Genomic DNA, 25,704 nt, shown 5'->3' on the forward strand with positions numbered 1-25,704 from the left:
AACTGGATCTCTAATCATCCTGTTGATTTCAAAAAGTATGCCAAATTACACGATTCTTTCAAGATTTCTGCCTAAAATTTTAACAAAGAACAGTCCTATATTTAACCTTCCATTGCTTCACTTACTTTTTTTGCTGTGTTTACTGTTCCTGCTGCACTTATTATTCTGCCGGAGCAGGTGTTGCCGGTTCGGCTGCAGGTACAGGAGTAGTGTTTTCCGGCACGGAATTAGTTTTTGGCACAGGTGCCGTTTCCGGCTGATTTTGCTGTTTCACTGCTTCTTCTTTTGCTTTTACCAGAGCATCTTTCGCAAGTTGAGAAGCTTTAGCAGCTGATTCTGCGGCCTGTACAAAATTTGCTTTGTCCATCGCATCAGTTGCAGTCTTTATTGCTTCTTCCACGTTCTTATACATATCAGGAACCAAAGTATCAGCATTAGAGTCTTTTGCTTCCGCAAGAGCTGTCTTGGCTTTTGTTAATTCATCGGTAGCTTTCTCGACATCTTTATTTGCCTTATTTATGGAAGCCAGTGCTTGCGAAGCAAAGCTTTTCGCAAGTTCATAATTTTTCAACCTGATATTATTTTTCGCATCCCAGATATAATTAGTAACTTCCTTAATCATCTTACCATAAGTTTTATCCATTCCAACTTCTTTCGCAAGCTGCAAGCTTCTTTCTGCCTCTGCTATTATTCCCTGTATTTGCCCGGGCAACTCTCTGACATTCTTTGCCGAGTCTCCGGCTTTATTTGCCAAATCAATGGATTTAGAATATTGACCCTTTTCAAGCCATTCTTCTGCTGTAGAAAGGTATGATTTTGCGCTGTTAAACATTTCATAGAGATCTTTAAGTGTAGGCGCTTTTTCTGACAGCTTTATCTCCGCCTTTGCATTATCAATAGCGGCAACCGCCCTGTCATACATAGGCTTATCCGCAGGCTTGATTACTTTTGAACAACCAACAACGGCAATAGCTACTGACACCAACAATACGCTAATTTTTTTAAACATTTTTTACCCTCCTGAAATATTTTCAACTTACCTGAAACTGTTATTTAATATAATTATATACCAAAGTCGCCATTAAAACAAGCCCGAAATCGGGCTGATGACACAGATAAGACAGATTTTGGCACAGCCTCGCAAACTCGGAGAGGTTTATAAGCTTAGAATTTGTTTTTGCATTTATTACTCATACTTGGTGCACTTATACTTCAGACTTTGTACTTTGGGCTGATTTTACAATCAGTTTTATTCCATCAACCGAAACGACCGATATCTTTTCTCCTTTTTCAAGATTCTGTCCGTCAACTGTCTCAGCACTCCAATCTTCTTTATTTACTATTACTATTCCTGAAGGTTTCATATCGGTTTTTACTTCACCTTTGGCTCCAATAAGAGCAGCAATCCCTGAAACCGGTTTGCTTTTCAAAGCTGACACTCCGATAGTAATTATAAATACAAAAAAACCGCCGGTAAGAAGTACCATTGTAAAAACCACAGGCAAAGATATTTTAAAATACGGGGAGAGGGGATTGAAGATTAGAAACGACCCGAGGATAAGAGACAAAAGCCCCGCTATTCCTATCAAACCGTACGAAGGTGTTTTTATTTCGAGAATAAAAAGCATAAAGGCCAGCAACAGAAAAGCAGCACCGGCAAAGCTTACTGAAATAGAACCCATGGAATAAAGAGAAAGAATTATAAAAACCCCGCCGGTAATCCCCGGAACAAAAGTACCAGGAGAGGTAAATTCGAATATAAGGCCAAAAACTCCGAGGATCAGAAGAATATACGCGATATTGGGGTCACCTATTACATGAAGAACAACTTCCCAGCCGGACATGCTGATTTTTTTAACTGTCACATTTCTTAATTTTAGCTTCACCTCTCCTTTTAAGCGTTTAAGGGTTTTACCGTCAAGTTTTAGCATAAGATCATCTACGGTATCTGAAATAGTATCCGCCGCATTAAGTTTAACAGCTTCTGTTTCTGTAATAGAAACACTTTTTCTCACAGCCTCTTCAGCCCATACCATATTTTTCCCGCTCTTTTCAGCAAGGGATCTGATATAAGCCGCCGCATCATTGGTAATCTTTTCAGAAACTGTGCCGCCATCAAGGTAAACAGGATGGGAAGCGCCCATGTTTGTCCCCCTGGCCATCGCGACATAGTCAGACGCCATTGCAATAAAGAGCCCCGCGGAAGCAGCTCTCCCTCCTTTCGGATATATCTGGGTAACTACAGGAACTTTAGAATCTAAAATCTTTTGGACAATTTTCCTCATTGAACTGTCAAGACCGCCGGGAGTATCCAATTGAATTATTACCAGTTCTGCCTTCAATTCTTCCGCCTGAGAAATCCAATTTTCAACATATGAGGCTGATATCGGATTAACAACTCCCTTTAATTCAATTACAAATACTTCTCCGGCAAACAGCTGAAATGTCAGCACTGCAAAAATAATAATAATTTTTATTATTCTCATTGTTTTCTCCTCTTTGTATACCCCATTCCATAAAATATAAGATATGGCTCATAAACTGAAATCTCTTTAATATAGGGGGAAAATAGTTTTCCCCATCCGCCTGTAGCAATCACTTTAAAGGTTTCCCCTGTTTCTTCTCTTACTCTGCGTATCAATCCATTTATCATCTCGACATACCCATAAAACACACCTGCTTTTATACAGTCTTTCGTATTTCTCCCTACCACCTTTTTTGCAAAATCTACGGGCACATAAGGAAGCCTTGAAGTTTTTTCGAACAAGTATTTTGAAAACAAGGAGGCTCCGGGACAAATAAGTCCCCCTTTAAACTCCCCTTTTTTACTCACCAGATTTATTGTTGTAGCCGTGCCAAAATCAATAACCAGACAGGGAACTCCATATTTTTTTACTGCGCCAAGAGAAATCAGCAGCCGGTCAATTCCTGCAGTCTTTTTATTTTCATATAAATTTATTACAGGCACATTCGTGTTCAGGATAACAAGAGCTCTTTTTTTATATTTTTTCACCGCTGCTTTTAGAAGCTCCGGAACTACCGATGCGACAACAATCAATCCGCAATTCTTTTCTGTTAAAACCGAGAGCTTCTTAAATGAAGAAACCCCGGAGGGAACCCGTTTTAAGGGAACAAAAACTTTTTTTCTAAAAAAACCGGCAACCATAAATGAATTGCCTATGTTTAAATATACTTTTTTATGATACATCGCCGCTCAGCACTCTCTTTTTCTCCCCTGAACTCAGACGCAAAATCAAGGCACAGTCGTCATCAATATCAAGAGCGATTCCCTCAAAACTCTCCAGAAGTCCTTTTACCTTGACTTTATTATTTAGAGTAACAGAATGTTCTTTCCACCTTGAAAGAAACGGTTCAAATCCCTCTTTCTTAAAAAGCTCATAACCTGTTTCAATATTTTTGAGTATCTCTTTCAGAAGTTTAAGACGTGATACTTCTTTTCCAGCCTCAACAGATAAAGAAGTTGCAGAATTTTTCAGCAACCCCTCGAAAGCATTTTCATTTAGATTAACATTGACCCCTATTCCAATCACCTGATAATTAATAACATCCGGACCGGCTTTTATCTCTGTAAGTATGCCGCATACCTTTTTTCCGTTTACCAGTACATCATTAGGCCACTTTAAACCGGCTTTTAATCCTGTAACCGACTTTATCGCATCAAGCACAGCAAGACCCGAAATAAAGGTAAGTTTTGCGGAATGTTGAGGATTTATCTTCGGCTTCAGTATTATTGAAAACCAAAGACCGGAACCGGACGGAGAGATCCATTTTCGACCTAACCTTCCTTTTCCTGCAGTCTGCTTTTCGGCAATTACCACTGCTCCTTCAGAAACCTTCCCTTCAGCTAACTTAATTGCAATCTCATTGGTCGAGCCTGCCTCGTTAAAGCAATAAAGTTCCCGTCCCATATATTCAGTTTCTAATCCATCCCTTATCTCTGCCGGCAATACTTTATCAGGCGAAGAGATCAGAGTATATCCCAAATGAGTATGACTTTCAATTTTATATCCCTGTTTCATCAAGGCATGCATATGTTTCCATATAGCAGCCCGGGTAACCCCAAACTTTTTACTGAGCTCCTCACCTGAAATACAATCCGGACAGGAAGATTTAAGTAAAATCAGTATTTGTTCTTCTTTATCCGGTATGTTCATACCGGAATCGGTCCGTGCTTCTCTTCGTATTTTTTTACATTATCTGTTAACGCCATTAAAAACCTCTTTATATGGGTAGGAGAGGAAATCACTCTTGCCCCCACTTTGTTTTTCTGTTGTTGAGGAAATACAAAAACAAAATCCATAACAAACTCATTCTCGTTATGAGATACCACTACAAAATTAGAATAGACACCCTTACTGATCTGTTCATCTATTTCTATGTTTATTTGTTTTCCGTCTTCGTTGTTGAGCATAAGCCCTCCTGATTAAAACAATCGTCTATAAAAGTTCATAACGTCCGTAAAGTCCATTAAAGTTTTACACTAATGTGGTATATTTTACTTTTTCCGCCTAGGCGGATTTCGCGAAGCTTTAAGGTCCAATATTTAAACTTCGCTCAACTTGCTTTCTTTTCCGCCAAAAAGCGTGGCGGACTGCTCGCCTAAATACTGGCGCGCAGACTATTTCTACTTTCTCTACTTACTGCTCTTACTTCTCCTGCTTCCACTGCTTTATTCGCTTTTTTTGCTTTCCTTGCTTTCCCTGCTCTCTTCCGCCGCAACTCCCGAGTAGACCTTTTTAATACTGCAATTAGAGTAATAATGTGTTATTATTTCTATATAACTCTTTTTTCTTGCAGCCATTCTCATGGCACCTTCCTGACACATCCCTACACCATGACCCCATCCGCATCCAAAAATAAGATTTTTTTCAACCTTATAGAAAGAACTCCTGAGACCAGAAAGGGCGCTCCGGCTCCGGTCTAAAAGATATTTTTTTGTACCCATCTGGGACTCTCTGACATAACCGTTTAAATCTCTTTTAATTATCTTGAAAGTTTTTGTTTCTTCCGGATCTGCCATACGAAACCATCTGAAAACCTCATCATCCGCGCAATAAGACACGGGAGAAAGCTTGATCCATCGGTCCAGATTTTCAGGAGTCAAAGGCCAATCCCTATAACATTCTTTTTGCTCTGCCGCTTCAAAATCCCCGACTCCGCAGAGAGTTTCACACTTTTCACCTCCCCACACATCACACACATTCGCCGTACGCCCCCCGCAGGTAGAGAAGAAATACGTGGAAACTGCTCCTTTTGTGTTAAAAACCACTTCACCTCTGGTCAAATCCACAGCTTTTGTCGTACTTGCTTGTTCGGTATGAACCCCGGTATACGCCTGACAATGAACATCCGCGCAAAGATGAAAATCAGTATTTCCCCCGTTCATTTCTATTTTTTTGTAGATATAACTTCTCGCAACAACTGCCTGGGCTTTTAAAGCTTCGATGTTTGCTCTGGAACCTATTTCAGAGGGTACAACACTATAAAGATATTCTTCCAGATTAACTTCATTTACAAGACGAAAACCCCTGTCCTCAGCAACAATCTTTAATACACCGCGATAGCTCCTGTCTTTATTATTGGCCCAAAAATATCCTCTATCCATTGTTACATCAAAAATAGTAAAAGTTGCATCCTTCAATTCCGGCACAAAGTAAAGCGCGGTATCTCTTTTTATCCAAACTTCTACGGGTTTTGAATCTGCAGAGCCCTTTATATAGATCGATGCCCCTTCCCTTGTAATCTGAAGATCTTCCTCGGGTTCGGCTTTCTTAACTATTTTACTGTCATAATAAATGCTATACTTCCCGGCACACTTAAATCTTACAAATTCCACACCGTTTACAATCACCACTTTAAGTACGGGAATACCTTTATCATCCCTAATATAATTAACCTTCAAACATTTTGTTTCTTTTCTGTTTTTTTCTTTTGATGCTTCAGTTTTTTTAATATACTCAGAAGCTTTTACTCCGATCTCTTTAAGTTTTTGCTGCACTTCTTTATTATAAGGCTCGATATAAGAAACTTTCTTATAATTTTCAAAGGCCTCGGCATATCTTTCTTTTTTACTGTATATTTCAGCCATTTTAAGATTAGCCTTATAAAAACTATTATCATATTTAACCGTATTCTGATAGCAGGTTAAAGCATTGTCAAGCTCTCCTTCAGCATAGTAATAATCAGCCAGTAAAAAATGCGCTTGAGCGAGGCGGATATCATATTCCAGCACTTTTTTATACATTTCCGCGGAATAAATATCCTCTTTCCTTTCATGATAGACCAGTCCAAGTCCAAAAGCCGCAAGCATTTTTATTTTTGCCGTATCAGCATCCTGATCCTGCATAGCATCAAGAGTATTAAAAACATTCTCAAGATCAATCTTGGCTCCGTTAAAATCCTTCATGTAAAACCGGGAGTACCCCATGCTGAGCCGCCAGAAAGGGTCATCTTTTATTTTGAGAGCTGCTTCATAATTCCTGACAGCATCAGAATAAAAACCGGTGTCTTTGTAAACGGTGGCAAGATTTGCCAAAGCTATCTCGGAACCGGTGTTTTTTATTAAAGAGAGGTATTTATCAATAGCCCCTCCAAAATTACCGTTATAATAATCCAGAGTAGCTTCACGCATGCCCTTACCAAACTCATCCTGCGGAGCGGCAGGGACACATAAAGTAAGACAGCCAGCATCAGAAGAAACAGCAGGGAGTTGTTCAAATTTTCCGGAAGAAACTCCTTCGCCTTTAGATTTGAAAACTTTAACCGGAGTTGTCCCGCAAGCGGAAAGAAAAATAAAAGCAGTTAAAACTATTATGCCAAAAAATAAATTTTTCATTAAGAGATCACTTTTTAAGGTTGAATTTAAAAGTTATCCGACCGTCCTGATCTGTCTGATTTGCGGAAAAAGGAAGAGGCGCAAATTTCCATTTTCTCATACATTCTATTACAACCTGATCAAGCTCTTTAAATCCGCTGGTTTTTATTACTATGGTATCTTTTACATCTCCCTTTGGATCTACTTTTATTTGAGCTTTTATTTCACCTTCTATGCCTTTTCTCCTGGCCCATTCAGGATACAACGCCGGCGGACTGTAAAGGATCCCCCGGGAAGCTATAGGCCCTTCAATTCCCGTTTTACCGTCCAGACTTCCGGGAGGCAGATTATCCTCCCCATACCCGCCGCCAAAAGAAGGCCCTTCTATCAGTCCTGATGCGCTCTTTAAAGCCGTTTCATCCATACCAATAGGATTCTCTTTTCTTATTTTCGTTATTTCTTCATTTGAACGCGGGTTCACTTTTACCGGTTTTACCATTTCCGTATCAGGGGATGTACTCTTTATTACAGGGGGTTTTTGAGTGACTTTAACACTCGGCTTTTTAATCCCGGAATCTACTACTTCCCCTTTTTGTCCAAGACCCTTCCCGTAAGGCATTTCTGCAAGAAATGTTACTTCAGTAAGGTATACAGTCTTTCCGGCAGAAGCTTTAATATTAAGAGAAGAAAGCCATAGAAGAAGCAATAGGTGTATTAAAAGCGAAATGACAATAGTATATTTCAGATCGCCGCTTTTTTGCATTAATTATCTCCGGTCCTCTCCGCAGCTATAGCCAGCTTTACCGCTCCGGCCTTTTTAGCAATATCGAGAACTCTTACAACCTGTCCGTGCATCACGCTCTTGTCAGCATTTAATATTACTGTTTTATCCTTTTCATTTTTCAAAAACTGCTCCAAAGCGGGCTGAAGGCCGTCAAACCCTGTCTCCCTGTCATTTAAATAGACCTTGCCATCCCGGGTAATAGATATCGTAATATTTCTCTGAGGTGTTGTATCCGCAGTTGTCGCTGTCGGAAGTTTTACATTTATCCCTCCTGCAAGTATCATAGGAGTGGTCACCATAAATATTATTAGGAGTACCAGCGCCACATCAGTAAGCGGTGTAATGTTTATGTCGGAGATTATCTTATCATCTACTCTATATCGTCTCATGTATTGCCTCCGGTCACTTTTTCACGATTTCGATAATTTCCGCAGCACTATCCTCAAAAGTCACCAGAAGTTTTTTAATCTGTCTTGTAAAAGCATTATAGAAAATAACAGAAGAAATAGCTACTATAAGGCCGGCTATGGTATTAATAAGCGCTTCTGCGATACCTCCGGCCACGACAGAAGGCCCTACTGCAGATTCAATTGACATTGATTTAAAAGCATGCATAATTCCGATAACAGTACCGACTAAACCTATATACAAAGCAATATTACCTATAGTACCAAGAATTCCCAGGAATTTCTCCAGACCAACCATTTCTTTATCGACAGCTCTCATAGCTATTTCTGATAATTCGCCTTTATCTTTTTTGTGAGAAAAAAGAATTGTTTTAAAGACATTACTCAAAGGACACGGTACTTTAAAGAAAAGGAATTTAACCCTGAAATTATCGCAGAAAGTAATGGCTTCGGATATTTTGCCGGACATGACCATATTCCTGACCTTTGTTTTAACCTCTTCAATAATTTTCATTCTGACCCCGTAGAAAGTTTTCAGCCTTTCAAGAAACACCGCCACTGAGAGTATTGAGCAAATAATCAGAATCCATACAACAATACCACCTTTTTCTAAAAGGCTTAAAAACGACATATTTTCGAAGAACATATTTCCTCCTATTGAAAAAATGAAGTAATTTAGAAATACTGTAATAATTATAGCCAGAAAGGCAGGGTATGTCAACCATCAAAAGCCCAAAAATATATACCTAAACCCGTAAAAATCTAAAAGTTCATAAAGCCAATAATTCAATTACTTTTCTAATAATGCATCCACTTTTTTTGCTGCTTCATCCAAAGCTTCCTGCGGAGTAGCTTTTTTTAAAAGGACTTTTTCTAAGGCTTCTCCTATATAAATTCTTACTTCCTGCCAGCACTTAACTCTGGGATCAGTCACGGCATTATCAAGCTCTTTAATACCGATTAAATCCAAAGGTTTTTTCTTTAGATGCTCAACCATCACAGGACTTGTAAGCGCTGACTTTCTAATTGGTAAATAGGAGGTTCCCATCGCCCATTTTACATTATTTTCAGAGTTTGAAAGCCATTTAATAAATTTGTAACAAGCTTCTTCTCTTTTCTGACTATTTTCTTTTTTCGCAAAAATCGCAATATTAGTACCGGCTATCGGAGCAGTTTTAATCTTACCTGCATATAACGGCGCGATGCCGACAGAAAAAGCTGTTCCAATATCCGATTCAAGATAACTCCGATGCGGGCTTGTAGAAATGAAAGAGGCCATTCGGCCTGCTTTAAAATCGCCATCAAGGTAATCTTTTGTATATACTGCCACTTTATATTTATTATACAAATCAGTTATGAATTGTAAGGTTTCTCTTCCTGCCGCATCATTAAAAGTTGATTTTGTTTCACTCTCATTGAAAAAACTTCCCTTATTCATATATAAAAGTATGGCAAATATATCTATATTGGCTCTAAAACCAAAGCCGTAACGCACAGTTTTTCCGGAAGCATCACGCTTAGTTAACTTTGTACAAACATTTAAGAACTCCGCAACGGTCTTTGGAGGAGTAAGACCTTCTTTCTTAAAAAGGGATTCATTGTAATAATAGACATAGATAGATTTGTTAAACGGGAAAGTCCACAGCGTTTTTTCGTAACTATTATTCCGGATAAAAACAGGATAAATATCTGCTAAATCCTTTTTTCTATCCGGATCTTTTGAAAAGTACTTTTCAACCGGAATTATAGATTTTTCCTCGACAAATCTCGTTGTCCAATTCTCGTAGACCTGCGAAATGTCCGGCGAATTACCTGCAGCTACAGACGCCAGAAGCTTTTGAAGCAAAACATCATAATTTCCCACATATTGAGGAGTAATTTTTATATCCGTATTCTCTTTTTCAAAACCTGTAATAAGTTCTTTTAAGACCTTATCCTTTGGATCCGCCATTGCATGCCAGAATGTAAGTTTTATTTTATCAGAAGAAGAGCCGCAGCCCGAGAGGAAAACAACCGCAGCAAAAACACCGATTATTATTTTTTTCACTTTACCATCCTTTTATTAAAAACAATTTCATTAAATAGAATATTTTACACTATAAGACCAAAACAATTATATATGAATGCAAAATTAAAAACAAGGAAAAATAGAAGCTCGTGGAGGCTCGGAGGCGCAGATGCTTATCCGCCCTATGGCGAGACTTCGTCAGAAGAAACTTCTGACGGGGAGGTGCGGCAAAAATAAATTGGATGATTAGAAGGTCAGCAAAAGATGGAAACAAAATGAAACTTTTGTTTTACAAACTTTATGAACTATGACTACTTCATTCCCGTCGTTGCAATTCCTTCTACAAAATATTTCTGGGCGAAGAAGTAGACTATTATTACGGGTAATGTCGCAAAGAGCGCGGCGGCCATCATCAGATGGTACCGGGTGGCGAATTCAAAGGTGAAATAAGCCAGACCTACAGGAAGAGTCCGCATGTTTTCACTGTTAGTCATAATAAGAGGCCAAAGGAAAGAATTCCAACTGCCTATCAGCGAGAAAAGCCCGACACTTATGAAAACCGGTTTCGCTACGGGAAAAAGTATTTTCCAGAGTATCTGCCAGTGCGAACAGCCGTCAATTTGAGCCTGTTCAAAAAGTTCTTTAGGCAGGGACAGGAAGAATTGCCGCATCAAGAATATTCCAAAAACATTCACAGCCCAGGGAATAATCAAGGCAAAATATGTATCCAGCCATCCGAGGTTTTTCAAGATAATATAATTTGGTATTAACGTCACTTCCACAGGTATCATCATGGTCCCAAGAAATATTAAAAAAATAATTCTTTTTCCTTTAAAATCAAACCTGGCGAAGGCATAACCTGCCAAGGCTGATGTCGCAACCTGTAAAAGAGTAGTTAGAACAGTCACAAACAAGCTATTAAAGAAATAGGCGCCAAAAGGCGCCGCCGAAAAAGCATCTGAAAAGTTCTTAAAATTTATCTTTGAAGGGAGAAATTTTGGCGGCATAGCAAGGACTTCCTCGGGAAGCTTAAAAGCTGTTACCACCATCCACAAAAAGGGTATTACCATTATAAACGCTCCGGCAATAAGAGCGGTATAAATAAAAGTCCGTCTAATTTTCATAATGTATCTTTTCTCCCCAGTATTTATTCTGCAGTATTGTGAGAGTAAATATCACCAGAAATATTACAAAAGAGATCGCTGAAGCATAACCTATCTTAAAGAACACGAAGGCATTCTGATAAAGATAATATACAAGGACCATGGTAGATTTAAGCGGACCGCCATCCGGCGTGAGCATATAAACCTGGGTAAAGGTCTGAAAAGAACCTATCAGAGAAACAAGTGTGACAAAAAATATGCTGGGCATTACGAGAGGAAGCGTCACATACCGGAAGACTGCAAAACCCGAAGCCCCGTCTATTTCCGCGGCCTCATAGTATTCCACCGGTATACTGAGTATCCCGACAAGAAATATTATAATGTTATAACCTAAACTTTTCCAGATAGACATTAGCATTATCGCAGGCATGGCAAGTACGGGATCAAGCAGCCATTTTTGCGCTGATACGCCAAAAAGCCCCAAAAACCAGTTAAGTATACCTGCATCAGGATGATAGATCCAAAGCCAGATCATTCCTACGGCATTTATTGAAGTAACAACAGGCAAGAAATATATAGTACGTAAAATAGACAGCCCCTTTATCTTTTTACTAAGCCCGTACGCTATCAAAAAAGCAAGGATTATCCCCGCGGGTATTGTTCCAACCGCAAAATAAACGGTATTGAAAAGGGATTTCCAGAAATCAGCATCCATCAGGAGTTTATTATAATTGGCAAGACCAACAAATTCTTTATGCTTTGAGATCAGATCCCAGTTGAATAAACTGATATACCAGGAATAAACGGTCGGGAAAATATGAAAAACAGATATTATAATTATTGACGGAAGCAGAAATACATAAGCTATAAAATTATCATTTTTCTTCATCTGTGTTTTAAAAGAGCTTTCTGATAAAGCTCAACATATTTTTTTGCAGAGCTATCCCAGGAAAAATCCAGCTTCATATCTTTTATTATAAGTTTTGCCCAGCTATTCTTATTTTTGTACACTAAAACCCCTCGTTTTACGGCATCAAGCAGCTCCCAGGGAGAATATTCCTTAAAAACAAAACCCGTACCCTTTCCGGTCTTCGGATCATAATTTGTCACGGAATCGGCCAAACCACCGGTCTCTCTTACAACAGGAACAGTGCCATATTTAAAACTGATAAGCTGGGAAAGCCCGCAGGGTTCATACCTTGAAGGCATTAAGAACATATCAGAACCTGCGTAGATCAGATGCGCAATACGCTCATCAAACTTAAAGATTACTGCAAGTTTACCCGGATACTTATTCCGGAAAGAAGCGAACATATCATTATAACGCTGATCTCCAATCCCCTGTACTACAAGCTGGATATCATTTTTCATAAGCATATCCATCGCCGGACTTATAATATCAAAACCTTTTTGATCCGCAAAACGTGAAACAATACCTAAAAGCGGTGTTGCAGGTTTAAACGGCAAACCGGTTTTTTCCGAGAGTATCTTCTTATTTTCAAGCTTTTTGCCTATAGACAGAGTTCCGTATTTTTTTAAAAGGTATTTATCCGTTTCCGGATCCCATTCCTTTCCGTCAATACCATTTAATATCCCGAAAAGGTCCGCTTTCCTGTTTTGCAAAACCCCTTCAAGCCCCCAGCCATAATCATAACTCGATTGTATCTCCTTGGCATAAGTTTCACTCACGGTATTTATTATGTCAGCAAATATCAAACCGCCTTTCATGAAATTTATTTTATCCCAATATTCCAATTTATCCCTCGTGAAATAATTCCAGGGAAGACCTGTAGCATACATGATCTGTTTACTAAAGATGCCTTGATACGCCATGTTATGCACCGTAAGAACCGTTGATGTATCCTTAAAAAAAGAATCCGTTCTTAAAGAAGAAATATAGACGGGTATAAGAGCTGTCTGCCAGTCATTACAATGAATAATATCAGGCTTAAAGCCGGTAAGACGTGCGAAATCAAGGACACATTTTGAAAAATATATAAATCTTTCGGCATTATCAATATAGTCCGAACCATTTTCACCATAGAGCGCATTTCTGCCGAAATACTGGTCATACTCTACAAAATAAAACTCAACAGTAGAGCCTCTGAGTTTGCTTTTCTTTACCGCGCCGCCGTTTGGCAAATCACAAACAAACTTAAGATCATATTTGACCTCATCTATTTTTGAATACTTGGGCATTATTACTTTAACATTACAGCCAAGCTTTGTCAGGGCTTTTGGCAGGGCAGCCGAAACATCCGCCAACCCTCCGGTTTTTGCGAACGGAACAACCTCCGAGGAAGCAAATAATATATTCAACTTTTCTTTTTCTTCCATTCTTTTCCTTTTAATCCCAAAAATATCCCAAAAAGCGCAACCATAACACAGATGTATGAAAACACATCACCAAACTTTGTATAAAAAGTCAGCCCTTCCCCGCAAGAGGGTAAGGCTATTGAAAGTTTATTCCGTTCAAACAGTCCTAAAGTATTTTTAATCTTTCCGGTATAATCAACAAAACCGCTAAGAGTTGTATTTGCAGCCCTGCCGACACTGACCCTGTTTTCCACGGCACGAAAAGGCAATACCATGAAATGCTGATGGGGCGCAGAAGAAACTCCGTACCAGCCGTCATTAGAAACAGTTATCAGGTATTTTGCCCCTTCTACAACAAAACGCCTGCAATCCTGCGGGAATATTACTTCCCAGCAGACAGGAGTAGATATTTCCAGGCCGTTTGAAGTTGTAAATACAACCTCTTTTCTCCCTTTCTCCCACTTATTAAAACCTGCGGTATATTTTTCAAGGAACTTCAACTGTTTTTCAAACGGCACATACTCGCCAAAAGGAACCAGATGCATTTTAGCATATTTACCGGTAAAATTCCCGTATTTCGAAAAATGAAACACCGAATTATAAGCTTCTTTAACACTCAAATCCTTATCAGGGACAGCGTCAGGTGAGCCTACCAATAAATCAGCATTCACAACTTTTGCCAAAGATTGAAGCTTTGCCCAATATACCGGCATATATTTAACATACATAGCTGTCGCGGTCTCCGGCCAAATAATCACTTCGGGAAAATCATTTTTTGATTCAAGAGAAAGGTTTTCATGTGTTGAGAAAGCAAAATCCACGTAGTTTTGATCCCACTTAGCAGTCTGACTTATATTACCCTGAATAACCGTAAAGATATGCCCTGTTTCATTTTTTTCGCCATAAATATGAAGTTTAATAAAACCATACAGAAGAAATATTACCAAAACAAATATACCGGCGAAAATTAAAAGAAATCTTTTCTTAATCCCTTCTTTCCTTTTAATATGTATTAATGCAATACCCGTATTAAAAAGCACCAAAACAAAAGAAACACCAAATACCCCTGTAATATCAGCAATCTGGATTAACGGTAAAAATTTAAACTGGGAGTAACCGAGAAGCGCCCAGGGAAAACCTGTGAGCAAATAAGTGCGGAGCAGTTCAACCCCCACCCAGATAAAGGGGGCATAAACCAACCCGGTTAAAACGGTTAATACACAAAATAATCCTATAAAAAGCGACAGGTACGTTCCGAGCAAAAGCCAGGCAGGAAAAGCTAATATTCCGAGTTCCTTCATGAAATTTAACCAGTAAACAGCACCGCCTAAATAGATAAAACCTGTAATACACCCGAGGAGAAAAGCCTGTTTTTTGGTTTTACCCTGTATGACAATGAGCAACGGTACCAGTCCTACAAAAGCAAACCATCCGCTCCAACCGTTAAGAGACATATTAATAAAACTCGGAAAGGAAACAACGAGGAATAAGCCCGAAACTATTGCCAATATATATTCTTTAAATTTCATTTTTTCCTTGGAAAGGTTACGAACGTTATAAACTATTTACTATTTAAAAATTCCAAACTGGTTTCGGCAAGCACGGCTGCGCCTACGGGAAGGGAAGCCTCGTCTATAGTGAATTTTGGATGATGCAAAGCGCTGGTAATCCCTTTCTTTTTATTCCCGACCCCGAGCCAAATAAAACCGCCCGGAGCGATTTTCGTAAAATAGGAAAAATTTTCCCCGCCCATGGAAGGCTCTTTCCGTAAAATCACATTTTTTCTGCCAAGCAGCCTCACACCGGCCTTTTCCATAAGGCCAATCATGGTCTCATCATTAGAAAACGCCGGATAGCCGTCAAAATATCTCAACTCTGCTTTAGCTCCAAAAGCTTTTGCCGTCAGGGTCACAACTTGTTTCATTCTTGTCTTTATAATTCTTCTGGTTTGGGCATTTAGAGACCTGGCAGTTCCTTCCATCTTTACAAACGGCGGAATAACATTTGAGGTTTCCCCGGCATTTATCATTGTAACAGTAATAACCGCGGATTCCAAAGGAGAAACATTCCGGCTTACTATGCTCTGAAGGTTCTGTATAATAGCCGCAGATACAACAATAGAATCAACAGAAGCATGCGGCATCGCGCCATGCCCGCCCTTACCCGTAACTTTGATCTCAAAAAAATCGGCATTTGCATAAACAGGGCCATAAGTAACACTGATTTTCCCGACTTCACCGGGCGCGTCAACATGGAGAGCTATCACCGCATCCGGCTTTGGATTTTTCATTGCACCGGCTTTAATAATTTCCTTTGCTCCATCTCTGTTCTTATCCGCTATTTCTTCAGCCGGCTGGAATATGAACTTAACATTTCCTTTTACTTTGTCTTTCATATTGGAAAGCAGTTTTGCTGCTCCAAGTACACAGGTAGTATGAGCATCATGCCCGCAAGCATGCATAATGCCCTTATTTTTAGAAGCAAAAGAAACTCCGGTTTCCTCGTAAACAGGCAGAGCGTCAATATCCGCTCTCAAGGCTATTGTCTTTCCCTTTCTTTTTCCCTTTAGAAGTCCGACCACACCGGTCGCCATAACCACAAAAGGGATTCCCAGACTCCGAAGCTCTCTTTGAATTATTTTAGAGGTCTTATATTCTTTGAAACCAAGCTCCGGTGCCAGATGGAGTTCTCTTCTGATTTTTACAAGATACAATCCGAGTTTTTTTGCCTCAAGATACATATCCGTCATTTTAATCCGCCTTCTCTCACCGGGCAACCACACCGGCTCTATATTTTCTGACTTCTTCCTCAAGATATTTGGACTCCGGGTCAGAGGGAACCATTAATAAATATTTCTCCCAGTACTCTACGGCCTTATCTTTTCTTCCGAGAGCTCCATTATAAACTATACCCAGATTTTTATAGGGAGACGCAAATGCCGGGTCAATTTTGACAGCTTCTTCATACTCATGAAGCGCCCAATCATACCTGCGGTTAAAATCATAAGCCCACCCCTGATTAAATCTGGCCTTTGAATATATTGTAACAATTTCCGCCTCAAAGGAATTCGGCTCATATCTTCCGATAACAGCATCTTTTAATTCAAAATTTTTCCATATGATATCGTTCTCCGCCTTCTTCTCCTCTATCCGAATTACACCGGCCGGCAGCTTATTGGGATCTACATTACCCGGAATTTTAATCAAAACGCGGAGGAGTCCCTGCCCGATCATTATATATTCCTTATCCAAACTCTGATCTCTCGGACCTGTTACATATATTTTATGATGGTCATAGTTTGCTGCTACAAAAGCCGAAATGGGATTAGCCCCTCCGTCATACATTTTAAAAGGTATATCCAGGGTCTTTTCCTGTTCACGTTTTTGCTCGCAATACCATGGATACGTCATCTTTTCCTGATCAATGACAATAACGTCCTGCCTGTGTTTTTCCACCATCTGATGGTAATCTATCCCCATCGAAAGTGTATCACCGCTTACAATAAGTATTGCCCCGGGCGGATAGCTCTTTAGCATATTACCGGTAAAATTATATAATAAGTGATTATCCGATTTGTTAACTTTTGAGTAGTTAAATCCTGCAAGCACAAAAACCAGAGGGATACATATAAATACCGCTATATTCTTATTTGCTTTTATTTTTTCTCCGATCCACACTATACCTGCCGCAACGAAAACCGCGAATACTAAAAACGAAAATATATACAAACGCTGGATAACATTTATAACAACATGATCCTGGGTATAACCCATAAAAGATATAAATATTCCGCTGGTGGAAATATAGGCAACGAGAAACATCCAATAATATTTTCTGATATATTTTAAACCCGTAAAGATACCGGTAATCCCGAGTAAAATTCCCACAGGCGTAAGATTCCTCAGAGCTGAGGCCAGATACAAAGAATACTGGCCATATTTCATATCTTGAAAATGCGAAAAATTGATTGTCGGTTTAGGGTAATCCCCTCTTCTGACCATGTGAATGAATTTTTCAATAGTCACAGGATCATCCCAGTTTAGAGGAGGTCTTCTTGAAGCGGCAATAAATAAAAATAAATACGGTAAAAGACCGGCAACAAAAAGAATTGAAGCAATAAACCAGTTAAAACCTCTGAGTTTAACACTATTCTGATACAGAAACAGAGCGAAAGCCGGAATCAAAAATAATACAGTCTGATGATGCGTTAAACTAAGCCCCAGTATAAAAAAGAAAAGATAGAGAATTTTGTTATTTGCCGTCTCTTCCCACTTTATCAATATAAAGAAAAGAAGGAACACAAAGAAATTATTCAGAGCAAAAACCTCAGCTACAATAGAGTACTCCCAAATAAGTTTGGTAACAGCAAAAAAAGATACTGTAACAATTGAAACTAAATCATTTTTTATCAGTTTTTTTAGAATTTCAAAACATAATACAAACGACAGCAAGGAGAACAACATTGAGAAAATATTAACTCTGTACGCAATATTAAACAAGGGAATATAAGTAAACAAATTTCCCAGCATGGTATAAAGCGGATAACCCGGCGGATGAGCAACCCCAAGCACATAAGGTGAAACCACCATCTCACTGCTGTCACCTGTCGCCGTTATCGTAGTTGCCAGGGTCAGCATGTAAAGAATTGCTATTCCGATAAATACCAGATAGTACATCAAATGAGGCTTAAAGACAAATTTCCGGGGCTCAAGACCGGAATAATTCAATTCCTTATTCATTACCTGATCTATCATAGTAACCTCTCAAATATATTTATTATTTTTTCCCGGGAAAAATGTACCTTAACATATTCCCTTCCGTTTCTTCCCAGCCGTTCACGTAATTCTATACTATTATATAGTTCAAAAACCGCTTTTTCCATGCTATTTTCATCTTCCGGAGGTATATTTATACCGCAAACCGCAGTTTTAATCACTTCTGCAGCTTCTCCCTTAACCCCCATGATCACAGGGATCCCCATTGACATCATTTCAAACATCTTTGAAGGCAGGGCTTTCTCGAAGAGCTTAATATTTTTAAGCGGTATTACCGCAGCATCTGCAGAGGAAAGAACAAGAGGCATTTCATTCTTGGGAAAACTTTTAAGGAATACAACATTGGAGAGCCCTTCCTTTTCTTTTATTTCCATCAATAAGGGTTTTTCTACTCCGTCACCGGCAAAGACATATAATAAGTCCGGATTACTAATCGTTCTTTTTGCACATTTTAATACAGTGAAAAGATTCTGGGCTATCCCGTGATTTCCGGAGTACATAATAACGAACTTTTCCCGGGGCAAACCGGCGAACTCCCGCGCTTTTGTTTTGTCAGAAGACTTGAACAGCTCCGCATCAACCCCGTTCGTAACTACAAATACCTTATCTTTTAAAGTATCATCAGTATCCAGTATTTTTTTTATTCCCGCAGTCACTACGATTACTTTTTTTGATTTTCGATAGAGGAAGTATTCAAGCCGCTTAGACATCCGGATAAGTATTTTGTTCTTAAGCATCCCGAGATCAACGGCTGAAGCCGGCCAGAGATCCGAAACATAAAGGTACATTCCTGCTCCTTTTAGACGGGAAAGAACATAAGCAGAGATTCCCAAAAAGAGCGGCGGCGTCTCGCAGATAAAAAGATCAACCTTCCCGAGTTTGAATATCCCGCAGAACATTGAAGAGAAGACAAACGAGAAATAATTGGCAAGACGCTTGAGAAAGCTTTTACTGTGCGACGGATAAATCCAGGTACGCAGAACTTTCAATCCTTCCATCTCCTCTTCCATAAAAAGCCCAAGCTTATAATTAAAAAGTATTTTACCCCCCGGGTAATTTGGAAAAGCAGTAACTATCGTCACTTCATGCCCTTTGTTTTTAAGCCCCCGGGCTAATTCAAAGAGCCTCGCTTGAGGGGCACCAATTTCCGGCGGAAAATATTGAGTAAGAAATACTAATTTCAAGAGTACCTCTTTAATAATTTTACAATATGTTCCGAAGCATGCCCGCCGCCATAACAAGAAGGATGCGTTTTATTTTTATTCTCAGCTTTTAATGCCCCTGCTATTTTCTTTTTATCCGTGCCGACAATAATGTTCCATCCGGCTTTAACTGTTTCCACCCATTCAGTCTCATCCCGCATGGTAATACAGGGAACTTTCAACATATAGGCTTCCTTTTGCATACCGCCCGAATCGGTCAGTATCTTTTTCGCATTCTTCATAAGTATCAGATTATCAAGATAGCCTACAGGATCTACAAACGCCAAATTACTTTTATTTATCAACCAGCGATAAAGACCATAAGCTATCAGATACTTTTTAGTTCGAGGGTGCAGCGGTATAACAAATATCTCCGGACCTTTATATTTAATAATAGCATCAAAAATACTCTTTAGCCTGACCGGATCACCGGTGTTCTCCGCCCTATGCACCGTAACCAGAAAATATTCTTTATGTTTAAACTTCAGAAGGTTAAAGACTTTCTGTTTCTTCTCTGCAATCTTAAGAAAAAGATTAAGGGAATCCTCCATAACATCCCCGGTAACAAATATGCCTTTTTTTATCCCCTCATTCTTCAGATTTATGACTGCAGTTTTCGTCGGACAGAACAAAAGCGATGAAATATGGTCAGTCAACTTTCTATTCACTTCTTCGGGCATATTCATATTAAAACTGCGCAATCCCGCCTCAACATGTGCTATTTTTATATTCAGCTTTGCTGCGGCCAGAGCGCCTGCAAGAGTAGAATTCGTATCTCCGTAAACCAGACAGTAATCCGGTTCCTGTTTTTCCAGCACCTTTTCTATTTTTTCAAGCATCTCTCCTGTCTTTTCCCCGTGTTTGCCGGAACCTATAGAGAGGTGCAGGGGTTTCGGGATACCCAGTTCTTTAAAGAATATATCTGACATCTTATAGTCATAATGCTGTCCGGTATGAACCAAAAGTTCTTTTATCCCCGCTTTTTTTAACGCCCTTGAGACCACCGCCGCCTTCACAAACTGCGGTCGGGCCCCGACTATCGAGACTATCTTCATTTTTTTGCACCTCCCGGCATTTGTTTCTCATTAATTATGTCCATAAACAATCCCGCCAGTACATCCGCAAGGTTTTTCCTATCGTAACGCGATATTTCCTCCAAGTTATAAGGGAAAGAAGAAAGATTGCCGTTTTTATGGCTATTGTAAAGCTTTAGAATATTATTTTTCAAGCCCTGTATATCTTCCGGTCCGGAAATAAAGCCCGCATTGGTTTTTGCGATAAGCGCAGCGGCAGGTCCTTCAGACGCTATTGCAAGGATTGGCTTACGGCTCCCCAGGTATTCAAATACTTTTCCGGTAAGAACATACCTGTTAATCTTTGTATTGCCAAGAAAAAAAAGAAGCACATCGGAAGAAAGGATAAGTCCCACGCTTTCAGCATGAGGCACATAGCCCTTCACCTTAACATGCACTTTGAGTCCTAACTTTTCTATAGCTTCAAAATCACTTTTTCTCAGTTTTCCGGCAAAAACAGCACAGGTATCAGAGGCAAAACCGCTATCTTCTTTTATAAGTTGTGAAAACGCTTCAAAAAATGCTCCGGGTGCATTACCGTCGCTGTAATCAAGAATGGTGCCGGTAAAAATCAATGTAAATTTTCCGTCTTTCTTTTTTGTGAGTTTGCCGGCTATAGCCTCAAATTCCGCGCTATCATATCCGTTTGTAAGCGTTACAAATTTCTTCGGTAATTCATTCGGATAAGCCTTAAGCATATCTTCAGTCATTCCGTCAGAAACACAAATAACCCCGGCCGCAGCGTGTACGACTTTACTTTCCATCCTCTTTTCCAGATATTTTCTTAAGGGATTAGGCCAGACACGGGCATTATTCAAAGTCCAGGGATCACGAAAATCAACAACAAACGGTATTCCGGACAGCTTGCCGAGCAATCTTGCGGTTAAAAACGCTGAAAAAGGATTCCCAGTTGCATAAATCACATCTATATTTTCTTTTTTTATAACGGACAGACCTTTAATGAGGGAAAAAGGGAGCCATCCAATCTGAGCATCGGGGATCAGAAACAATTTACTGAATCCATCCAGAAGAAACGCCAGTACCCGTTTTAAGATACCGGCCTTGCCGGATACGCTATATTCCGCACGGAACTTTTTAGTCTGTCCGGACGGTTCGAGCGAGAACGTCCGGTACACCCTGACATTTTCCGGAATATCGTTCATCAGGGAATCGTCATTTATGGAATAAGTCCGCGGAGTAACGGTAAGAACAACCGGTTCGATACCGGCTCCGGTCAGATATTTCACGAACTTTGCAGTCCGCTGTACTCCTCCGCCTCCCATGGGCGGGAAAAAATACGCAATTATTAACGCCTTTTTCATCTTAGCCCCGCAACTTTCTTGTAAACTTTTTCAAGATTATCCAGCGACCTTTTTAAAGTATATTTATTGGCAATAAGGGACGCATTTCTATTTTTAATAACTTCTTCCCTCTTTTTTTTAAGAGTCAAAACCTTCAGGAGCTTCCGGGTCAAAGAATCCGGATCTTTCTGTTTAAAGATAAATCCGTTTACCCCGTCTCGCACCAACTCCCTGTTAGCTGCAATATCGGTGAGCACAGGGATACAACCTGAAGCCATGCCTTCAAGCACAGAAACGGAAATGGCATCGGAATAAGGAGCAGAAACAAAAGCCTCGGATACAGAAAACCAGGCAGCCATTTCTTTCGAAGTAACAAGTTTGTCAAGAATCCTTATATGTTTTTCTAATCTGTCCCTCTTTATAAAAGCCTTGATAGAATTTAAATAGTTATCTTCAGAGTAGCCCCGGGCAAAGACAAACATCACTTTTGGAAATTTTGAGAGGACCACAGGAATAGCGCCCAATATAACATAAATGCCGTATATTAAGGAGATACTTCTCGGACTAAATATCACACGACTCCCTTGTTTTATCCTGTATTTCTTAAATAACGCCGCAACTTCACGTTTCTTACTTTTTCTATTAAAGATATCATTTCTGATCCCCCAGGGAAAAACGGCAATTTTTTTACCCGGCACTTTGAATCTCCTCCTTAAATGATCCGCCAGGTAATTCGCTTCAACAGTTACACAATCCGCTTTTTCAAGCACCAAGCGAATCCGGTCAAAATATTTTCGTTTTATGTCCGGATAAATCAAAATATCAGAACCCCAGCCCGATGCCACGAACGGGTTATAATTCAAAGCGGAAGCGTAATACCCATAATCAGAAAGATACTGTCCATGAAGAACATCAGGCGCTATCTTTTTTACCAATTTTTCAATCTTACGTTTATTCAGATAAAAAGCAATATCAAGAAAACGGCTCAAGGGTGAATAAAACGAAATAACTTTAACCCCGGAAATAGCGACGCTTTTATGCAATGAAATAAGATATACTTCATGTCCCATTTTTGCCAGATGACAGCACCATTTCCTATTATGAACGCTCTCTGTATTGCCAAGTATGCATATCTTCATTTTTTGAATATCCTGAGATCTCTGTAATACGCCAGATCAGAAAGTTTGGGTATTACGGCATAAACGGCGCTTAATCCTGAAATACGGGTATAGTAAAAGAGCAAGATAATTGCTTCAAGAGTATATGATACAGCCGAAGTCAACGCCGCGCCTGCTATCCCGTATTTTGGGATCAAAAATAAATTAATAGTAACATTTGAAACAAAACTTATCACAGAAGCCGCCATAGGGATCTCCGGTTTACCTATACCGCAAAAATATCCGGAAAGTATCTTGGCTAGACTTATCGAAAGAATACCCGGAAGCAAAAGAATGAAAGGCCACACCGAAGATGCAAAGTCTTTCCCAAAAAAAGTCAGTATGATGTATTTACCTGTAAACAGTATAAATAGACATACAAGAGCCGTAATAAGCAGCATCTGCCTTGTAACCACACCGGTTATTTTCCCGGCGTCCTTTTTGCCGGACTTTGTCACAACCGGATAAAACACGGTAGCCATGGAGTTAGGAATATACCAGACCATCTCCGCAATGGCGACAGATACCGCATAATGACCGACTGCAGCAGCACTTAAAAAGAAACTTACGAGAAACATATCTATCCTGTAATTAAAAAAGCTCGCCAAGTTAGATAAATACCCTTTAACCCCGAAAGATACCGTATCCTTGATCATCTCCCTTTTAAAAGAAAAACTGAAACCTTTTGGTTCAAAATGGAGAAAAATCATGACCGTAACGACCATCAGGATAAACTGAGTTACACCCCATACAGCGACAGCACCATAAACACCGGTCTTCAACACAACCAGAAGAAAATAGGAAAGAGACAGCATCAGTACAGCCTGAAGCATGCTGTTAAGATTAACATATTTTATCTTGAGCATCCCTACAAGAATGTTAGTGGTATAGCCGTTTACCAGCATAAACGGTGTTATCAAGCATACAAGCCTTAAGACCTTAACGGGAATATTTTTAAAGAAAAGAGGGTGTAAGGTATCCATAACCATCCACGAGATAATAATGGCAATAATACTGAGACAGAAAGCCATAACTATCGAGCCGGAAAAAATCTCAGAGTAGGAGTACTTCTTCTTACCTACAAAAAATATATTAGCGCTCCCGATACCCAGGTCAGAGGCCAGAGAAAGAAGACCCGGCAGAAGGATTATAAGCGCATACTCCCCCCTTCCGATCGGTCCGAGTTCACGAGCCAGAATAATTCCGGTAAGAAGATTAATGCCGGCCGCGGCTATCCTCGTTGCGAATATCGCAACGCTATTTCTTGCTATAAACTTTTTCTGTTCCATATATAAATGCCAGGAAGATCCAGAAGACAGCTATAACTCTCGGATCAAACCATAGATTTTCAAAACAACCGGCAATCAGAAGCGCCAGAAGACCGACAAGGAGCACTTTAACCTCTTTTCCGGGAGAAAAAAACTTTCTAAAAAAAACAACCAAGAGCCAGAGAAAAGCCGCAATGCCAAAAAGTCCCAGTTCGGCAGCGGTATTTAAAAAAGTATTATGCGCGTCTTCCATAATAAACGGTGCGGCAGGGGTTTTATACTTTTCATAGGTAGTATAGTAGTTATTAAGACCTATTCCTGTCAAAGGATAATCTTTAAACATTAAGATCGCACTCTTCCAAGCCTCTATTCTCGATACTACATTTACATCATTTTCTGTAGTTCCTTTAAGCCGCTCCAAAATCTGGACGTGAAACAATAAAAAAAGAGCCGTGATCACCACTGCAGAAACCATGATTATCTTCTTATTATTCCATGCAACTATTATTAAAAGCCCTATAAAACCAATTAATAGTCCGAGCCAGACGGCACGCGAATAGGTTAGAATAACAGCAAAAACAAGGACCAAAAAAGAAATCAGATGATATCCGGTCAACCAGGCAGTCTTTTTTTTCAAAGATATCCATAGAGCCGGATTAATAAAAACCGCCGGTAAAAGCGCGGCGGCAAGCAGATTTGGATGCTGCATTGTAGAAACCAGGCGGGTATAAACCTCGTTATTCTGCCCGATAAAATTATGTATACCCGGATTGCCTATAAAACCCATTGGAGTACCGGTAAAGTATTGGAAGAAACCCAGAAGTGCAGTTATAGAAGCGCCGCAAACATAAGAATAACCCAGGCCTTTTAATGTATTCTTGTCTTCCATAAACAATTCCTTTATAAAATATAATATTATTATCCCGGTAAGAATAGATTTGAACATGAAAATGCTTCTTTCCGGATCCCCGGCATTCACAAAGGAAAGCAAGCAGGCAATAATAAAAAGAAATACCGGAAACTCAAAAAAAGCAACAACCTGTTTTTTATTCTGCTTTAGCCGTCCCAGCTGTTTCCATAAGAAGTAGGAGACCGTACCTGCCAGCAGAAAATAAGTGGAAATATTAAAGAACAAAAATGTTTTAGAATGAAACGATATGTCAGGTGAGCCGGTAAAAATCATCACAAATGAATAAAACGCCATAATAATAGAGATAAGAGGAACAACAAGCAAAAGATCCTTTATCTTAAATGTTTTCTTTTTATAGCTGCGTATATAAAAGTATATTTCCACCAAAATAACAGCAAAAACGAAAAGATCGGGCCAGCTTACTGTTTTAAGACGGTAACTGCTCCAGGGAAGAGGCAGTAAAGTAATAAAAAATACCATTAAATATGCAAGATTTTTGAGTATCTTTACTCTCATTATGGAAGTTATTATATCAGATAGGCCGTTTTTTTTCAATTAAGAACTC

General features: G+C 39.5%; 22 protein-coding genes. All 22 read right to left on the reverse strand.

All coding sequences use genetic code 11. From position 1 onward, the window contains the following. Positions 1–160: 160 nt before the first annotated feature. The 22 genes from A2536_03125 to A2536_03230 all read right to left on the reverse strand — a co-directional run bounded on the left by A2536_03125 (position 161) and on the right by A2536_03230 (position 25,694). Positions 161–1,009 carry a hypothetical protein gene (locus A2536_03125; GenBank protein OGF47311.1) on the reverse strand — a complete coding sequence of 283 codons (849 nt, stop codon included), beginning with the start codon at positions 1,007–1,009 and terminating at the stop codon, positions 161–163. Positions 1,010–1,205: 196 nt separating this feature from the next. After that, positions 1,206–2,486 (reverse strand): hypothetical protein, encoded by a 1,281-nt coding sequence (locus A2536_03130; protein OGF47312.1) that lies wholly within the window; start codon positions 2,484–2,486, stop codon positions 1,206–1,208. Next, positions 2,483–3,208, reverse strand: coding sequence for a hypothetical protein (locus A2536_03135; protein OGF47313.1), 726 nt, complete (start codon positions 3,206–3,208; stop codon positions 2,483–2,485). The genes A2536_03130 and A2536_03135 overlap by 4 nt, the downstream gene beginning before the upstream one ends. Beyond that, positions 3,198–4,175: a biotin--[acetyl-CoA-carboxylase] ligase gene (locus A2536_03140; GenBank protein ID OGF47314.1), complete on the reverse strand. Its 978-nt coding sequence runs from the start codon at positions 4,173–4,175 to the stop codon at positions 3,198–3,200. The genes A2536_03135 and A2536_03140 overlap by 11 nt, the downstream gene beginning before the upstream one ends. Continuing rightward, a complete protein-coding gene (locus tag A2536_03145; GenBank protein OGF47315.1) occupies positions 4,172–4,432 on the reverse strand; it encodes a hypothetical protein in 261 nt (86 codons plus the stop codon). The genes A2536_03140 and A2536_03145 overlap by 4 nt, the downstream gene beginning before the upstream one ends. Before the next feature lie 258 nt (positions 4,433–4,690). Then, positions 4,691–6,856, reverse strand: coding sequence for a hypothetical protein (locus tag A2536_03150; GenBank protein OGF47316.1), 2,166 nt, complete (start codon positions 6,854–6,856; stop codon positions 4,691–4,693). 7 nt (positions 6,857–6,863) lie between these two features. After that, the gene (locus A2536_03155; protein ID OGF47317.1) at positions 6,864–7,598 is read right to left on the reverse strand and encodes a hypothetical protein; all 735 of its coding nucleotides are present in this window, start codon (positions 7,596–7,598) and stop codon (positions 6,864–6,866) included. Then, a complete protein-coding gene (locus tag A2536_03160; protein ID OGF47318.1) occupies positions 7,598–8,008 on the reverse strand; it encodes a hypothetical protein in 411 nt (136 codons plus the stop codon). The genes A2536_03155 and A2536_03160 overlap by 1 nt, the downstream gene beginning before the upstream one ends. A gap of 13 nt (positions 8,009–8,021) precedes the next feature. Beyond that, positions 8,022–8,672, reverse strand: a complete 651-nt coding sequence (locus A2536_03165; GenBank protein OGF47319.1) for a hypothetical protein — start codon at positions 8,670–8,672, stop codon at positions 8,022–8,024. 144 nt (positions 8,673–8,816) lie between these two features. After that, positions 8,817–10,073 (reverse strand): hypothetical protein, encoded by a 1,257-nt coding sequence (locus tag A2536_03170; protein OGF47320.1) that lies wholly within the window; start codon positions 10,071–10,073, stop codon positions 8,817–8,819. Between the two features lie 272 nt (positions 10,074–10,345). Continuing rightward, the gene (locus A2536_03175) at positions 10,346–11,158 is read right to left on the reverse strand and encodes an ABC transporter permease (GenBank protein OGF47321.1); all 813 of its coding nucleotides are present in this window, start codon (positions 11,156–11,158) and stop codon (positions 10,346–10,348) included. Next, positions 11,148–12,026, reverse strand: a complete 879-nt coding sequence (locus A2536_03180; protein OGF47322.1) for a hypothetical protein — start codon at positions 12,024–12,026, stop codon at positions 11,148–11,150. Before A2536_03180 ends, A2536_03175 begins: the two co-directional genes overlap by 11 nt. Then, the gene (locus tag A2536_03185) at positions 12,023–13,474 is read right to left on the reverse strand and encodes a starch synthase (GenBank protein OGF47323.1); all 1,452 of its coding nucleotides are present in this window, start codon (positions 13,472–13,474) and stop codon (positions 12,023–12,025) included. The genes A2536_03180 and A2536_03185 overlap by 4 nt, the downstream gene beginning before the upstream one ends. Further along, a complete protein-coding gene (locus A2536_03190) occupies positions 13,453–14,982 on the reverse strand; it encodes an apolipoprotein N-acyltransferase (GenBank protein OGF47324.1) in 1,530 nt (509 codons plus the stop codon). The genes A2536_03185 and A2536_03190 overlap by 22 nt, the downstream gene beginning before the upstream one ends. 32 nt (positions 14,983–15,014) lie before the next feature. After that, entirely contained in the window at positions 15,015–16,202 is a 1,188-nt protein-coding gene (locus A2536_03195; GenBank protein ID OGF47325.1) for a hypothetical protein, read from the reverse strand. Positions 16,203–16,218: 16 nt separating this feature from the next. After that, complete coding sequence (locus A2536_03200) at positions 16,219–18,207, reverse strand: hypothetical protein (protein OGF47326.1); 1,989 nt, start codon at positions 18,205–18,207, stop codon at positions 16,219–16,221. Next, positions 18,204–19,412, reverse strand: coding sequence for a hypothetical protein (locus A2536_03205; protein OGF47327.1), 1,209 nt, complete (start codon positions 19,410–19,412; stop codon positions 18,204–18,206). Before A2536_03205 ends, A2536_03200 begins: the two co-directional genes overlap by 4 nt. Continuing rightward, on the reverse strand, positions 19,409–20,485 hold the full coding sequence (locus A2536_03210; GenBank protein OGF47328.1) for a UDP-N-acetylglucosamine 2-epimerase: 1,077 nt from the start codon (positions 20,483–20,485) through the stop codon (positions 19,409–19,411). Before A2536_03210 ends, A2536_03205 begins: the two co-directional genes overlap by 4 nt. Further along, positions 20,482–21,825: a hypothetical protein gene (locus A2536_03215; protein ID OGF47329.1), complete on the reverse strand. Its 1,344-nt coding sequence runs from the start codon at positions 21,823–21,825 to the stop codon at positions 20,482–20,484. Before A2536_03215 ends, A2536_03210 begins: the two co-directional genes overlap by 4 nt. Continuing rightward, positions 21,822–22,943: a hypothetical protein gene (locus A2536_03220; GenBank protein ID OGF47330.1), complete on the reverse strand. Its 1,122-nt coding sequence runs from the start codon at positions 22,941–22,943 to the stop codon at positions 21,822–21,824. The genes A2536_03215 and A2536_03220 overlap by 4 nt, the downstream gene beginning before the upstream one ends. Beyond that, a complete protein-coding gene (locus A2536_03225) occupies positions 22,940–24,250 on the reverse strand; it encodes a hypothetical protein (protein ID OGF47331.1) in 1,311 nt (436 codons plus the stop codon). Before A2536_03225 ends, A2536_03220 begins: the two co-directional genes overlap by 4 nt. Next, on the reverse strand, positions 24,219–25,694 hold the full coding sequence (locus tag A2536_03230) for a hypothetical protein (GenBank protein OGF47332.1): 1,476 nt from the start codon (positions 25,692–25,694) through the stop codon (positions 24,219–24,221). Before A2536_03230 ends, A2536_03225 begins: the two co-directional genes overlap by 32 nt. Between the last annotated feature and the right edge of the window lie 10 nt (positions 25,695–25,704).

The organism is Candidatus Firestonebacteria bacterium RIFOXYD2_FULL_39_29 (assembly GCA_001778375.1).
GTDB lineage: Bacteria > Oederibacteriota > D2-FULL-39-29 > D2-FULL-39-29 > D2-FULL-39-29 > D2-FULL-39-29.